We start from the raw sequence: 15,239 nt of genomic DNA, 5'->3' as shown, positions 1-15,239 counted from the left end.
TCGGGTGTCAGCTTTTTGAATCAAAACTTCTCTCAGTTTATTGTCATATTTTTTAGACAATAAATATCGGAATCTGGGGGCGTTTCAGTTGTTCAATTAAATAATTTGATAACAGCCAATTTTTGATTTGATATATTGTTCGACCTGTCCGAGCAGCTAAACTTTTAAGCCTTAACCATACAAGTAAAGTGTAAGCAATATGATTTCTTTGAATCCGAGCTTTCCGACACTGACAAGACTATATTCCTGTTAATTGCTTGATTTCTTGGTTGCCTTCTACAATTTTCCAACGAATAGCACACACTTTTTGTACGTCATTTGTGTCTGACTGAGTTAAGTCCTTAGTCGCGACATATTCCGTCTTGTTGGTGGAAACAATTACTCGGAATAATTTCACTTTCTTGAATTTCAATACTCACGACTGTTTGGGGAACGAGACTACAAGCTTTACAGTGCAAGGATCATAAATAAAGTCGAATTAAATGCCGCATCAGGGGTGGAGGTGACATTGATTTAATTATCCACAGGGGCTGCGAAGTCAAGCGAGAATAAGCCATTGGGCCATATAAAAACTGTCCGGACTATTGACTTAAGAGAACTATCAAATATCCCTCAACTATCAAATATTACACCAGCATTAGGCTCTCGGCTGAAAGCTACATTAAAAGTATCAAGACGTTTTAGTAACCGAAAAGTAGCTGGCTTGTTAGAGTAGACTACCCCAAAGCTAGCAAAAGATCGGCTTAAATACTGGTGTCATATCAAATCTGTTAGCCTCGGTATCATTCAGCTCTCTATTCTCGACCTCTGCGTGAATCAGCGTCAATTCATTGTTATCTCCGCTTGCTGAAATTATCTTTTTTTTACCGCAGATACCAGCAGATCAACACAGATTAACGCAGATGAGTTATATCAATTCCGGCTGCAGCGTGATTGTTGACTGAATTTTACGGCCGACGATGCTACGGGATTTGAGATAAACATGAAACTAGAATGGGTTTAAAAAGGATTGAATGAAAAAGAATTACAGCTTTTGGAGTTAAAGCAATAGGTAAAGTTAAATGAAATTTAAATAAAATTGAAAAAAGTCAAAAGTAAGAAAGCCAAAAGTAAAAAAACTTGTTTTTACTTTTGGCTTTTGACTTTTGACTTTTAGCACATCGAGTATTCAACTCAAAACTCAAAACTCAAAACTCTTAAGGCGCTGCTGCCGCCCTGCGGTTGGCAACAATCAGATTAGCCTGATACTCTGCCGCTTTTTGCTGAGCCTTTTGATAGTTCGGGCTGGTTGACGGTACGGCTCTCATGAGCTTAACCGCTTGCTGCCACTCGCTTGCTACTGCGATCCACTCATTTTGAGACTGAGCCTTCTGGGCCGAAATTGCTGCTTTCTGAGCTGTGTTAACGGCTTCTCTCCAAGAGTCAGGCTTAGGCGCGGCGGCTTTTAGTGCAGGAGAGGCTGGAGCTGGGCTTGCTGGCGCAGCAGCAGTGGGAGCGGGTTTTGGTGCAGGGGAGGCTGCCTGTGGGGTGCCCGGAGATGCGGCTGGAGAGGATGCAGCGGCTTTAGACGCGGGAGATGCGGGTTTCGGGGAAGGGGAAGCAGCTTCGGGGGCGATGGGTTCTGGGTTCGAGTCGCCGAAGGGGAAAGTTTTAGTAAAGAAAAGCCCTGCGATCGCCGCCAGAGGTACTAAGATACCCACAGGTATTACCCATTTGGGAAATTGTTTTTTCGGAGGCGGGGCTTGATCTTCGTCTTCGTCTTCGTCTTCCTCGTCGTCATCTCGATCGAATTCTCCTTCTTGATAATAGTCTTCGCCTTCGGGCTCGACATCATCTAAACCTACAGAGTCGTCAGGCATTCCACTATCCAAGGGGTAAGGCATTGAATCCGCAGGCATCAGATCAATTTCATCTTCCCACGTAGGCGATCCCTCACCTGTTCGACGCCCGTAAACCTTTACAGTGTGAATTGATTCGAGTCCCAGCTTCGTCATGCCGGTGCGGATGAAATCGACCAATACCATTTGATCCGGTACTTTGTCTGCCTCCAGAATTATGTGGAGGCAGCCGTTGTCCCGCGTCACATCGGCGTTGATGCCTTTGGGTTTGAGTGTACGGTTGATGCTAGATGCGATCGCTTTTGGATCGCCTTGCTTGAGCAGTTCCCGCGGGTTCTGTTGTGTCATGGGTAGCGCTCTTTTTTTGGGGGGGGTGGAGAGCCGGCAAATAATATTAACCGATCGGCATTCGGCGGACAATATTTATTTACCACATTAACTTCTACTTTGCCATTGTGAGAGTATTTCTAGTATCTATTGACCTTTTGGCCCGTGAGCCGGTATCAAGCACATACCCGCTATCGAAATTTGTTGTAAAAATTTACAGTAAGGGGCCCATCCTGTGCCCTGTCGCGCATCAGCGGAACAAGCTAGAAAGTTCTATAACTTTGGTTTGCAGGGTTGAGATTTCTTCTCGCCCCCGCTTTAAAGAAGCTTCTAACTCTAGCAGCAAAGGCAAACTTTTTTGCAGTTTTTCTAGGCTGGCGTTCTTGACTTCTTGACGAAAATAGTATACCCGTTTCGGATTGCCGAGATCTAGAGCTTGAGCAATTTTATCATCGCGATCGCCCGCTTGGATCATCGCCTTTACCCACAGCCAAATCCGAAATTTACCAGTCAAGCCAGCCACAATCCTCAAACCAGGCTCGCTGCGGCCAGTTAACCCGGCCAATAAATCTAAAGCCGCGGAGGTATTGCCCTCGCGAATTGCATCGGCTAGTTGGAAGGTATTCTGGGCGTGACAGTGCACCAGTGCTGCAACTTCCTCCGGGTTCAGAGGTTGGCTGCGGTTGCCCGCAAACAGCAGCAATTTTTCGAGTTCGCTGTATAGCTGGCGGGTATCGCTGCCAATGGACTGGGCCAAAAGTTCGATCGCTGTGGCTGTCAATTTTACATTCATTTCGCCGGCGACTTGGCGCACCCGCTGGGCTAATTCTTTGTCATTCCAAGGCGGAATCGGTGAAAATTCCCGCACTTGGGCGGACTGGGAAATTAACTTGGTAGACTTGAGCCGACTGTCGGGTTTTTTGACGGATGTCAGCAGCAGCACGGTGGTAGGGGGAATCACTGGCAGCGTCCGTTCAAATTGGGCCAACAGTTCTGGAGAACACTGCTGCGTTACAGTCGTATTTGCCAGCCAGACAAAACGGCTGCCGGTACCGAAGGGCGGCGTTAAGGCTCGATCGAGCCCTTCGACCACAGCGTCGGCTCGATCGGCAATAATCTTGTCATAGTTAAAACTAGCCCAGTTGGGGTCGAGGACTGTTTGGCGCAAACTTGTCACAGCCTGCGCGATCGCAAAGTCGTCTTCCCCCCAAAACAGGTAAATTTGCATGAAAAACGCTCAGTAGCCCCAAAAATCAGAGTTGCAGGTTCCGCAAGTCCAACATATCCTGAATTGGACTGTTGGATGCCCGCACCATAATATAAAATTTGGTGTGGGAGTTTGTCACCGCGAGGAAATCAAGATTGGATGATACTTATCAAGCTTACGTAAATCGGGTGGCGCGAATGACCCTGTTGGACTCCTACAAGTCCCAGGTGGAACACATTCAGGAATCTCCAAAATTTAAGCCCGACGAAGCAGGCCGGAGAGATCCTGTACCTTTTCCAGGTTATTCAGTGATTACGCCGCCTGCGGGGGAAGATGCAGAAAATGCTGCATTTTATAGTAATTTGCAGTCGAGCCAACAACGGCTATTGCAGGAAATAGCGGAGGGTGCGCTCGTGGCACTGCCTCCTGATAGCTTCCATTTAACCGTAGCCGATTTGATTTGGAACAGCGCTTTTCGAGATGCCTCTGATAAAAATCCAGAATTTGAGGAGCAACTGCGCTCGCGCATGGCCGATCGTTTTGCCGCCTGCAAACCCTTGGCGGGCGGCGCTCCCATTCGCTGGATAGTGCTGGGGTTGATGGTGATGACTAGAGCTGTGGGTGTTTGTTTGGCACCGACGGACGAAAACTCTTACAAGCAAATTCTGGAGTTTCGCCGCTCGATCTATCAAAATCCCGATTTAATGGCTTTGGGAATCGAACAGCAATATCATTTTACGGCCCACATTACTCTGGCTTATTTTGGGGATGTCGGGCCGAACCTTGACCGCGATCGCTTGTGCGCTTTGCTGTCAGAGTTAAACGAGCAATGGCTGGACACGCCGCAAGAACTGTCCGTAAACCGAGTGGAACTGCGGAAGTTTGAGGACATGGCCACCTACCTCCGGCAACCGGAATGGCCGGTTTTTGAGTTTTAACGAAGGAAGAAGGAAGAGGGAAGAAGGAAGAAGGAAGAAGGAAGAGGGAAGAGGGAAGAAGGAAGAAGGAAGAAGGAAGATTTTTTCCCATCTCCCACTCTCCCCATCTCCCACTCTCCCACTCTCCCACTCTCTCGCCCCCTCTCCCCCTCTCCCCCTCTCGCTTGTGACAATAGTCAGGATATTGGCTATTAAATGCTTTAATTATTTTTGTTTGACAGTAAAGTCAAGGAAAAAATTTATGAAAAACCAGGAAAAATCAGTAATTCTGGTTTTTTACTTTTTGCTTAAAAAGTGACAGTACACGTTGTTGGTATCGGTTTAGATGGATCTGCTGGGCTGAGCGAATCGGCGCGGCAGGTTGTAGAAATGGCCGCTCTGCTAATAGGGAGCGAGCGCCATTTGAGCTATTTTCCCCAGCACGACGGAGAGCGCTGGGCGTTGGAAGATTTGACCGAAGCAATTCTGGAAATTCGGCGCTGGTGGGCGAGTGAACCCGAATTAGAGCCTTCTGCGGGGACGCTGGAACCCCGCGATCGACCGATCGTAATTTTAGTGGCCGGTGACCCGCTGTTCTACGGCTGGGGAAAGTTGTTAATTGCCCAATTGCCGGCAGAAGAATTGACTTTTCACCCCCACGTCAGTTCTGTGCAGTTGGCTTTTAACCGCTTGCAAATCCCTTGGCAAGATGCTCATTTTGTTGGCTCTCAAGGACGTTATTTTGAGGAACTGACGGCAAAACTCAAACTCGGTGTCGAGAAAATTGCGGTGCTCGCGGACGAAACTCATACTCCGGCTGCCCTGGCAAATTTGGTGAAAGCTCTTGATTTGCCTACACGCTACGAGTTTTGGGTTTGCGAAAATTTGGGTTCTGCTGACGAGCGGGTGGGCCTCCGTTCTCTGTCAGCTTTGCTGGGAGAGTCTTTTGCACCGCTGAGCGTGGTTGTGATGCTGCGGGAACCCCCGCCAAGGGCAGAACCTTTGGATTTGGAAAAGTTGCCTTTGTTGGGAATACCGGATGCAGCTTTTATCGGTTGTGGCGACAAGCCTGGTTTGACGGTTGAACGGGAAGTGCGGGTGTTGGTGCTGGCACAATTGGCTTTGCAACCAGGCCAAGTTGTCTGGGATGTGGGTGCTGGTAACGGTTCTGTGTCGATCGAAATTGCTCGTTTATTCCCGCAGTCTGAGGTGTACGCGATCGAAAAAACGGTTTTTGGCACTTCTGCGATCGAGTTCAACTACGGCCGTTTTGGGCTGCAAAATGTGTTCTCGATTCACGGAACCGCCCCGGAAATCTTGCACCGCTTGCGTCCTCCGCACCGGATTTTTATTGGCGGTAGTGGCGGAGGGTTGACTAAAATTTTGGGCGTTTGCGCGCTGCGTCTGCTTCCTGGAGGCTCGATCGTGCTTGCGTTGGATGCTTTTGAGGATATTGCTACTGTTTTGAGCTGGATGGGCGATCGGGTGCGCCGGGAACCGCACTGGAGTTACCGAATCGTGCAAGTGCAATTGTCGCGTTCTGTGGCTGGAGGAAATTCAACTCGTTTTGACGCGCTGAATCCGGTTTCGATTGTGACGATCGATCGACACTTGAATTAATGTCTGATTTTTAACTGCAGATTAACGCAGATTAATGGCTGTGTTATCTGTGTTTTTTGGGGTTTTAGTTCTCGCTTGATTGAATCTAATCTTTTTTTACCGCAGAGGGCGCAGAGGAAGAGAGGAAGAGAGGAAGAGAAGAGGTAATTTTAAATGGGTTGGGGGTATTAGGTTTTAATTTTTAATTAAAAAAACTACGGCTGCTGTTGCTAGCAATAACAGAATTCCGGCTGCACCCGCTAGGGGTTTTGCTGCTATTCCTGTAATCCATTCCGGTGCGCGGCCTGTTGGATTAATTGCGCCTTCTGTATCTACGGTAGTTATACCCCAAATCCAAGCTGCGTGAATGCCGATCGCCAATCCTAAACTGCCATTGTCGGCGATGCGGGCTAATATTAAAACCATCCCCATCAGCCACAATCCAGGCAGTTGCGGTAGAGTTTCTTTGGCGGCCCAAATTAGGTGGGCGATCGCGAAAATGAAACTGGCGAGCGCTGCTGCGATTAGCACTGAGTAATCTTGCTGGAGGATTGTTTGCAAGCAGCCGCGAAAGATTAACTCTTCTGTGGCGCTAATCCACAGTCCTAATAACAGAGTCAGCACACTAGCAGGGTTAAAAATTAAAGCCCAAGGATTAATTTTTTTTTTGCCTGTTTCGGTGGATATTTCCCCGATTTGTAGCTCGATCCAGCCTGCGCTTAATTGCAGACCGAATAAAATTACTAAGCTAATTATTCCTAATCCCAATCCCCGCAGTAATGAAATCAAAACTGCGGGTTGCCAATCCCAACCCCAGTTGGCAAAAGATGTGTTTTCGATCCAACTTGTCGCCCATAAAATGAAGGGAACAATTACGTAGAGGGAAGCTAGTAAAGGTAGTTTTTTGTTTCCCAGGGGTTGGGGCGGATGCCATTTGAGGGCGATCGCCAGCACAATCGCTGCGGGAAGCCACACAACAATCCAAGTTGAGAAAAACAAGATTATTTTGACAATTGCTGGTATTGACGGCGACAGCAGTCGCAGGTTGTTTATGCTATTCACATTTAAGGGGTTGCAACTATAATACTGTTGACTGTTGGCTGTTTGCTGTTGACTGTTAATGGTTAACTAATGACGAATGACTAATAACTAATGACTACCGATCGAGCTTGCGCTGAATTTGCCTCAGAGACTGGTACATTTCGGGCAAGCGGTTGTAGATTGCTGTGGCTTTGAGAAATAGTTTGTGGGGAATTGCCGGAATGCCCGTCACGATCGCCCCTGCGGGCACGTCGCTGTGAATTCCGGCTTTAGCAGTGGCGATCGCCCCATCTCCGATTTTGGCTTGATTGGCAATTCCCACTTGACCTGCCAAAATTACATTGTTGCCAATTTTTACCCCGCCGGCCATGCCAACGTGAGCGGCAAACGCACAATTTTTCCCGACTTGACAGCCGTGACCTACGTGTACTAAGTTGTCGATTTTTGTATTTTGGCCGATGCGGGTTTCTCCGACAGCGGGCCTGTCGATCGTGCTGTTGCAGCCAACCTCAACGCCCTCTTCTAATACAGTGCAGCCAGACTGCTCCATTTTCACCCATCCTGTGGCTGTAGGCACGAACCCAAAACCTTCGCTGCCGATCGCCGCACCGCTGTGAATCACGCAATTTGCCCCGATGCGAGTACGTTCGTGAATGACACAGTTAGCGTGTAAAACTGTGCCTTCGCCTATTTCCCCATCTGGGTAAATTACGACATTTGGATGAATGCAAACGTTGCTGCCAATTTTGACTTTTGCTTGAATAACGACGTGGGGGCCGATATAGACATTTTCACCAATTTCTGCTGAGGGGTGAACGACGGCTGAGGGATGAATTTCGGATGCTGGGCGAAACGGTTGATAGAAAATGGCGATCGTTTCAGCAAACAGCAATCGCGGATCTGCTGCGGCAATCCAAGCAATGTTGCGATCGTCACATTGAGCTTGAAGACTTTCATCTAAGGGTAAAATTAAAGCCGAAGCATTTGTAGTGGCTGTATGAGCGGCAAATTTAGCACCTTCTATGTAACTGATTGTGCCCGATGCAGCTTCATCAACAGGGGCCGCGCCTGTAATTTCTGGATCGGTAGCAACCGACGCTGTGAGGGTGCGACTGGTGGCTAAGTTAAGTTTTTGTACTATTTCGCTAAACTTCATCTATAAAAATTTGTTGTTAGCACAGATCGATCATAGTTAAAAATACCAGGTTTGGAGCACGATCTCAGCAGTTGCCATTTAAAAAACAAAAACCCCGGTTTCTTGAAGAAGTCGGGGTTGTAGCGCTCGATTATTTTTGGCAATTATTTTACAGAAACTGCATCTACGTCAACGGTGCTGCCGTTGGCTTCAGAATAATTGGCACCGGTGGCTTCGGATGCTGAAGCTGTCTCTGTTTGACGAGATTTAAAGTAGTCGATCGCCATTTGTGAAACTTCGGAAATCAGCAAGACTGCGATCGCCACATCGTCAATTTGTCCGATGACGGGGAGAAAGTCTGGGGCAATGTCGATCGGGCTTACCAAATATGCCAGCGTTCCCAGAATAATCCACCAGCGGTATTTGGGGTTGCGGAGGGTGTCGCGGTACCAGTTGTAAACAGATTGTATAGAAAAGTTCATGGGGTTGTCCTCTACTTATATTTTCAATCTTGACAAATTGTCGCTCGAAATGCTTGTGGAGATATCCCCCCTAGGGTTGGCAAGAGACTTCTACCTGGGAGTATAGGGAATTGGGGAGGGAGAAGTTGTCAAGCTGTGTTGAAAGCGCGGGGACTCTTGGCAACGCCCCTACCGAAACCTGACAGAAGAAAGCCGATAGAATTAATATGTGTTTATCTGCTGTTTTAAATAATATTCATATCTCTCACTCACGAATTTTGAAAGATCCATTTTTGGTCGCCGATCGCAATTTCGCAGCCATTTGGTAGCCAAAAAGGCTCGTTAGCAGCCAGCCTCTGCCCGCCCACAAAAGTGCCGTTGGAACTGCCGCTATCGACAAGCTGATACCGCTGTTTGCCAAGTTCGTCAGTGGCGCGGCGGATTTGAGCGTGATAGCGCGAACTTTGCGGATCTTGTAATACTAGAGTGTTGGTTGGTTCGCGTCCAATTGTAAAAGGATTGGCTGTGAGGGCGATCGCTTCTCCAGAAAGTTTGTAGATTAAATATGCGGTTGTTTTGTGATCGCTGCTTGCGAGTACCGTTGGTGCAAGTTGGGGAGGATTTCTCCCAGGAGGGAGGCTGTTTTGAGCAAGTTGTTGTGTTAGTTGTTGTAAATCGCGATCGAACCCTGCTGCTGTGTCTGAAGCTGGAAGACTCGCAGGAGAATTACCTGAAATTAAGTTTAACTGCTGTACGGGAGATTGAGGAACAATCGGCCGGCCTGCTTCGGCAATTCTCATTTGCAGGGCGGCGGCATTTTCTGCTTCTTGTCGGGCACTCATTCCCTCAACTTGGCGAATAACTCCGTTGGTTTCGGGAAAGCTGACATCGCCAATTCGCACGTCTTCTAAGTTAAAACCTAGGGTATAAAAATCTTGGACGCGATCGAGCAAATTTTGCCGCAGCAACAGCCGTCCTTGACTGATAAGCTGTTGTAGGGGTATTTGCCCGATCGCTAATCCCATACAATCCTTAACTGCACTTGCTAAAGCACCTATAGGATCGGACAATTCCAAAGCTACTCGTTTCGGATCTATAACTTGATAAATAACGGTCAGAGTGGCATCAATTAAAAATCGATCCTTAGACAAAAAATCTCCGTGCGACTGCACCTCCAAATTGCGGAGTTTGGTGTCTATGAGGACAATTTGAGACTGTTCCAGCAGGGGAAGGGCAAAGCTGAAATGTCGCCCGGATTTTAGGGTACGCACGGCGCGGCCGTTTTTGACCAGCACACCCGTGTAACCCGCCCCTATAAAGTCCATACTAAACCCGGCCCAGCGTTCTGGAGTTATCGTTTGAATTAGGGGAGAAGCGTTGTTCATGGGAGGGAGTTGAGGGAGGGAAGATTCTATTTTTAGGGTAACAAATTGCTGGGGACGAGCGATCGGGCGGTGTGCCGGTTCCGCAACCTCTATTCTATACTTCTGGACTCCCCCCGATTCAGGCCGGACTGGATCTAGCTTGCATCTAGTTGGTGGTGGGGGCGATGGAAATACTGTCCGTGGGGTGCGTCCGATCCTTCAAACCTTTTGAAATCGAAATAATTCATGTCTGACGCACCCTACAATTTGCTGTAAGTGTGACTATTTGTGGTTATTTTAAAGAAATTAAAAATTACCAATTAATAGCCTTTAACTAAAATGTCTAAGGAATCAATCATCACAGAACATATCGAAATTACATCAGGGGTGCTTGGTGGTAAACCGTGCATTGCCGGTCATCGAATTGCTGTAGCACACATCGCCGAAATGTATCTGAAAATGGGGATGTCTATAGAAGAAATCGCGGGAAAGTACGATTTGCCACTGGCCTCGGTTCATGCAGCAATGACCTATTATTACGATCGTAGAGAAGAAATCGATCGTCGCACGGCTGAAAGTCGAGCTATTGTGGAAAAATTAAAGCGCAACAGTCCACCATCTCCGTTACAAGAAAAATTGATGGCAATTAGAGGTGAGCGAGCAAATTCGTTTTCATTTAGACGAACATATTGACTCTAACATTGCGCGCGGTTTGCGTCGTTAGGGGATAGATGTGACGACAACAGTTGATGCGGGGTTGCGTACTAAAAGCGATGAGTCACACCGGGCATTTATTTGCGAACAGCAGTTTGATTTTAATTTATGAAGTCTATACACCTGAAGAAATGATCGGAAGGATTGAATATATTTGACATGATTGTAAGGCGATCGCACTTTCGGAAAATAAGGGCGATCGCACTTTAAGATTGAGGAGGGGAGAGGGGCGATCGCATCTCGATTTGCTTACTGCTTGTTAACGCCAGCCTAGTTCGTACTTCTACTGCTGAAAAGGTTTTTGTTTGTTGTCCGCGCTCGTTGAGAAATGCCATCAGCTCTTCATTCTAGCGACTTAGTTCAATTTGTTCATCAAAGTTATTAATTTCAGTGCGCTTCGCTTTAGTTTTCATTAACTTCTCTGCCTTCCAAATTTTCCACTATTTGAGCAATCAGTGGACGATAAATGGTGTTATCTAAGTGTTCCTGGTACCACTCCTTATAATTCCCACTATTATATAGATGTTCTTCAATCAGTCGAGCCTCTTCCAGTAGTATCCACAAGTTATGAGTAGCTCGATTACAAAAACCTTCCATACCACTTATTTTAAGTCCATTTAATTTATACAGACGACAAGCTGGACAGAGACATTCCTCTAGTTTTTTTTCTTCTTCTGGACTGACTAGACGACCCCTCCAGTTACCTAAAGGAGCCACAATTCGCTCTCCGGTTCCAGGCAATTGTATCATCCCCCGCGCCGCCCGACTGCGCCAACCGCTTGAGTCTACTGAGTTAATGCTCAATAAAGCAGCTAAATGTATAGTTGCTGTGCCACCAATGCCAAAAACATGAAGTTTTGTATTTTTAAATTCTTCGCGTATATGTTGAATGCTAGATAGAATTTTCTGATAAGGTATTGCTTTAGGAGCGCGTAGTAAATTTGGTACAATGCCACCCAAAGCAATATATGGTTTTGCTAAGAATTCCTTATGTGCTTTTATTTCATTTACATAATCTTCAAGCAATTCGCTAATGTGAATAACAGGTATGTATGATGGATGGTCTTTATAAGCCAGATTCATTTCCATTGTCCGCTTAAAACATTGTTTCTGCTCCTTAAATGTCATTTTCGGAGTAGGAATAAAGTCTTGAGGAATTGGATACCAGTCTGGTTTAGCTTTTTCTACAAACTCTTCATACTCTTTTCTTGGCGTTTCACCATCACGTTTTATAAAGTAAAAAGCACCGTTATCAAGATAAATTTGAACCTGAGTAGGAATACCCAGAGATTCGTGCAGTCCCTTTTCCATTGCCTCACGCCTGCGTTTAGGCATTTTGTGAAAATCCGCGTAGGAAATCATTACCGCGTGTAGTTGGGGAAGGTAATACTCTGAGGTTCTATCCCATACACGCGGTTTTATTCCCTTTAAACTGATGCCAGCGACGATTTGCACGATTCAGAGATCCTTAACCATTTCTGATACTAGAGCTTTATATCGGGACATAAGCAATTCTCCAGTGGCATCAGTTATGTACTTACCCACATCCTTTGATAAAATATGTGCTTGCTGAGTAACTGTTGGTATTATATAGGTAATTGGCTCCTCAGCCATAAATGAATGATCTTGGTCAATATCTATATTAGAATATCGTAAAGCAGTTAGAATTTTTTGTGCTATTGATGATACTGAGCCAAGAGAATCATGGTGAAAAAATTCATACCGAGGTAACTGCTGATTAGGGTCGTTGGAGTGACCGATAAAAAACATATATGTATGAAATATTTTACACAATTGTTTATAAGAATCAATGTGAAAATTATGTTTTTTATCATAACGTTCAAAGTAAGAGCTTTCTAAGTCGGTAAGATTAGCTTTTTCATTCAAAGTAGCTCTTGTAGTGAAAGAACGACGTATCAGACAGGTAGCTATCGTTTGTTTTAGATCATCAACACTAAACGAAGGATCTGACAACAACAATGTCATCATTTGTCCATCATTAAGAGTATAGTTGCCCATTTCCCAATTCCGATCTATCTCCTTAGCTATATACCAACCCAAAACGGCACTATAAACTTTTAAACGTACATTTTTTGCTACTCCACAGTAAATAATGTTGTAGTCTCTAGCACAATTTAGACAATCACGCAGGTTTCGTATTGCTTGGCGGGTGAAGTCACCACGCCTGTTTTTAATTAAAAAGTTGTCAAAGTAAGCATCCTGCGGAAATAGGCTACCGTCTCTGAGGATAATATCTGGACGATTTCGGTCTGCATTCAACAAATATTCATGGTCAAACTTGTACTGACCAACGTCCATTGCTGAAGCAAGACAACGTTGATAATCTTCAGGTTCTAGCTCGTCTTGGTAGGAGGGGTCAATTAACATCCACTTGAGTAATTCTTCATTAGGGTGCGGATTGACTAGAGGCGGATCGTAACTCACTTGACCTTGTTCAACCCTAAGTACCCTACCAGCAGCGTTGTTAAGTAAAAAGGGTACACTGCGTGTAAAAAACCGTGCGGGAATAGGTACAGAACTGCGATGCTGGCTCACATCAGAAGACCCAATGAGAAAGTCACGGTTTCCCCAAACATCATCAGAAGTAATCGGGTTAAGGAAGTGTTCTCCTACAATATGGCTTTGAAGGTGTTGTTGAATTGATGCAACATCCAGATTTACTCTCCATCGACTACTACCTCTTACTGGTTTCTCAATTCGCACTTGTTCCTTAGTCATTCCAAATCCACGAATAGCAACCTGCTCTAACAGGCCTGCTAGTCGTGCTGATTTAGATGAGTCTTGCTCTATTTGACACTTAAGGTCAGTGAAAAATTCAAGGTAGAGTTCTCTAGGATCTTTTTCCAGTAAATGTTCCCGAGCAGTTTTAATTGTGGTTTTCCAAGCTCTTTCAGATTCAACTATTTGTCGCATATAATCAGCCGTTCTGGCAACAGGATTATAATCTGCAACTGCATCACGGCTCAGTACCTCATAGGTATCCGAGTTGAGGATGTCGAATATGGATAACTGCCTATATCGCTCAGGATCGGGAGAGTTAGATTGAGATTTGCGTTTTCTGGGCATTTTTATTGCTCCTTTTGTTATAATTTATTAATTTCAGATATCCACTTATCTTTCATCTCTTTGAAAATATCAGGAGTTTTACCACCTTCAGAATTTTCAGTTTTACGCTCCCTAATGCGTACCGGAATCGTGTGCTTGACACTTTCATAAGTACCTGAAAGCAAACAAGTACCGCGTGGCATTTTGGGTAAGGCGCGTAACATTTCTTCAGAGGCATCTGACTTTACCCCCCGAATGGCATCAAGCTGATCTGGTTCCAAGGCAAACACCAGTCTTGTATTACACTGACGAATAATGCTTCTATCAATATCAATAGGGCTTTGTGTCATTAATACCATACAAATGCCGTGATGTCTTCCAATTCGTACACCTTCCCGTATTATTTGTTTGCAAGGGCTACCCTCACCTTGTGGTACAAACAAATGAGCTTCATCCACAACCGCCACATAAGGTGGAATATGACCTCGGATGCGTAAGTTCTGAAGTTCCCTCAAGACTGCTGTTGCTATAGATTGAAGCTGTATAGATGTTAATTTTTTACAATTTATTGCCAGACAAGGATACATAAGTTTTCGCCAGTCAGCTACCCCCTCGCCAAATATTTTGTAATTATTTAGAGTTTTTAACCTGCGTGTGACTGTATCCACTAATCGTGGCACATCACCAGATTTAGCTGATAGTGCTGTTGCTGAATCTGGTATTCTTGCTAAAACCTCATCCAACGTAAATTTTTTAATATCTCCATTGACTAGACGAGTTTGTAATTCACCAAAAGCCTTTGTCACTACATCACATTGAACTGAACTCTGTTTCATCGCTTCAGGAAGTAAATCTATCAATTCTGATTCAGTAAGTGATGAGATGCGAATGCTAAAATCTTTTCCTGGCTCAACAACTTTGCCACCCAATTTTTCTACCAAAGCCGAATATTCATCCTGTGTATCTATAAAAACAATTGGTAAATTCATATTGATGATTTCTTCTGCAATTACACCCATTGCATAACTCTTACCACTGCCTGTAGTTCCACCTATAAAAAAATGCCGCTGAATCGCCTCACGCTTTAGAATAACTGCTGTTTTTGTGCCACTTACTGTTTCACCAATGTACAAACCTTTAGATGGATCTGTCTCCATACCCAAAACACGGACGGTTTCATCACTATCAGCAATAAAGACTTCTGCCCCCGAATTTGGTAAATTCTGTGGCGCTCTGATCTCTGTCTCTATAATCTCCTCAATCAAGTCAGCTTCGGCAAGGCGAAATATCCTTGTGCTATCTTCCTCTTTAGGATAATTTCGCGGCAGCCCCATGCTCTCAGTAACGTTGATGCTTTCTGCGCTTTCATTAGAGTTGCTTTCATAAGCACTACGAATTCGACCATAAAGCATGGTCTTTTCTGTTCTTGATACAGGAATCCGAACAAGCATACCAGGCTTAACATCTTGTCCTGCTTTCAATTTGATTCGCACAGTTTCAAAAGTTGGGGTATCGCGATCAGAAATAACTGTGCCGATAGGGAGAGTCTTGACGCTCATTTTTAAACACC

At 45.3% G+C, this 15,239-nt stretch carries 13 protein-coding genes and 1 pseudogene; 4 read left to right on the top strand and 10 right to left on the bottom strand.

The annotated features are described in order from the left end of the window. Positions 1–52 precede the first annotated feature (52 nt). The 3 genes and pseudogenes from QUA25_RS05165 to holA all read right to left on the bottom strand — a co-directional run. Positions 53–409, bottom strand: a pseudogene (locus QUA25_RS05165) (IS701-like element ISPlag1 family transposase); the annotation flags it as partial. Positions 410–1,196: 787 nt separating this feature from the next. Beyond that, entirely contained in the window at positions 1,197–2,186 is a 990-nt protein-coding gene (locus tag QUA25_RS05160) for a hypothetical protein (RefSeq protein WP_333036105.1), read from the bottom strand. A gap of 229 nt (positions 2,187–2,415) precedes the next feature. Continuing rightward, complete coding sequence (holA, locus tag QUA25_RS05155; RefSeq protein WP_333036104.1) at positions 2,416–3,393, bottom strand: DNA polymerase III subunit delta; 978 nt, start codon at positions 3,391–3,393, stop codon at positions 2,416–2,418. 176 nt (positions 3,394–3,569) lie between these two features. On the opposite strand from holA, the gene QUA25_RS05150 reads away from it, so the two are divergent. Genes QUA25_RS05150 through cbiE form a run of 3 tightly spaced genes read left to right on the top strand, consistent with a single transcriptional unit; the run spans position 3,570 to position 5,909 of the window. Further along, entirely contained in the window at positions 3,570–4,310 is a 741-nt protein-coding gene (locus QUA25_RS05150) for a DUF1868 domain-containing protein (protein WP_333036207.1), read from the top strand. Then, entirely contained in the window at positions 4,300–4,608 is a 309-nt protein-coding gene (locus QUA25_RS05145; protein WP_333036103.1) for a hypothetical protein, read from the top strand. The genes QUA25_RS05150 and QUA25_RS05145 overlap by 11 nt, the downstream gene beginning before the upstream one ends. Then, the gene (gene cbiE, locus QUA25_RS05140) at positions 4,605–5,909 is read left to right on the top strand and encodes a precorrin-6y C5,15-methyltransferase (decarboxylating) subunit CbiE (RefSeq protein ID WP_333036102.1); all 1,305 of its coding nucleotides are present in this window, start codon (positions 4,605–4,607) and stop codon (positions 5,907–5,909) included. Before QUA25_RS05145 ends, cbiE begins: the two co-directional genes overlap by 4 nt. Before the next feature lie 174 nt (positions 5,910–6,083). Here cbiE and QUA25_RS05135 read toward each other — a convergent pair whose 3' ends face one another. The 4 genes from QUA25_RS05135 to QUA25_RS05120 form a co-directional block, all read right to left on the bottom strand. Further along, the gene (locus QUA25_RS05135; RefSeq protein ID WP_333036100.1) at positions 6,084–6,950 is read right to left on the bottom strand and encodes a type II CAAX endopeptidase family protein; all 867 of its coding nucleotides are present in this window, start codon (positions 6,948–6,950) and stop codon (positions 6,084–6,086) included. Between the two features lie 94 nt (positions 6,951–7,044). Continuing rightward, entirely contained in the window at positions 7,045–8,085 is a 1,041-nt protein-coding gene (lpxD, locus tag QUA25_RS05130; RefSeq protein WP_333036097.1) for a UDP-3-O-(3-hydroxymyristoyl)glucosamine N-acyltransferase, read from the bottom strand. Positions 8,086–8,228: 143 nt separating this feature from the next. Next, positions 8,229–8,546 (bottom strand): YkvA family protein, encoded by a 318-nt coding sequence (locus tag QUA25_RS05125; protein WP_333036095.1) that lies wholly within the window; start codon positions 8,544–8,546, stop codon positions 8,229–8,231. Positions 8,547–8,794: 248 nt separating this feature from the next. Continuing rightward, on the bottom strand, positions 8,795–9,910 hold the full coding sequence (locus QUA25_RS05120; RefSeq protein ID WP_333036094.1) for an SPFH domain-containing protein: 1,116 nt from the start codon (positions 9,908–9,910) through the stop codon (positions 8,795–8,797). A 318-nt stretch (positions 9,911–10,228) separates the two neighbouring features. Here QUA25_RS05120 and QUA25_RS05115 point away from each other — a divergent pair, with 318 nt between their 5' ends. Then, positions 10,229–10,582, top strand: coding sequence for a DUF433 domain-containing protein (locus QUA25_RS05115; protein WP_333036093.1), 354 nt, complete (start codon positions 10,229–10,231; stop codon positions 10,580–10,582). 423 nt (positions 10,583–11,005) lie between these two features. On the opposite strand, the gene QUA25_RS05110 is transcribed toward QUA25_RS05115, so the two are convergent. From QUA25_RS05110 to QUA25_RS05100, 3 genes are all read right to left on the bottom strand, one after another. Then, a complete protein-coding gene (locus QUA25_RS05110) occupies positions 11,006–11,914 on the bottom strand; it encodes a hypothetical protein (RefSeq protein ID WP_333036092.1) in 909 nt (302 codons plus the stop codon). Between the two features lie 147 nt (positions 11,915–12,061). Continuing rightward, entirely contained in the window at positions 12,062–13,690 is a 1,629-nt protein-coding gene (locus QUA25_RS05105) for a hypothetical protein (protein WP_333036091.1), read from the bottom strand. A 17-nt stretch (positions 13,691–13,707) separates the two neighbouring features. Further along, positions 13,708–15,228: a helicase HerA domain-containing protein gene (locus QUA25_RS05100; RefSeq protein WP_333036088.1), complete on the bottom strand. Its 1,521-nt coding sequence runs from the start codon at positions 15,226–15,228 to the stop codon at positions 13,708–13,710. Between the last annotated feature and the right edge of the window lie 11 nt (positions 15,229–15,239).

The sequence above is a fragment of the Microcoleus sp. Pol17C6 genome (assembly GCF_036701145.1).
GTDB lineage: Bacteria > Cyanobacteriota > Cyanobacteriia > Cyanobacteriales > Microcoleaceae > Microcoleus.
Note: the sequence above shows the minus strand (reverse complement) of the source record. Positions and strands in the feature narration are given on the sequence as shown.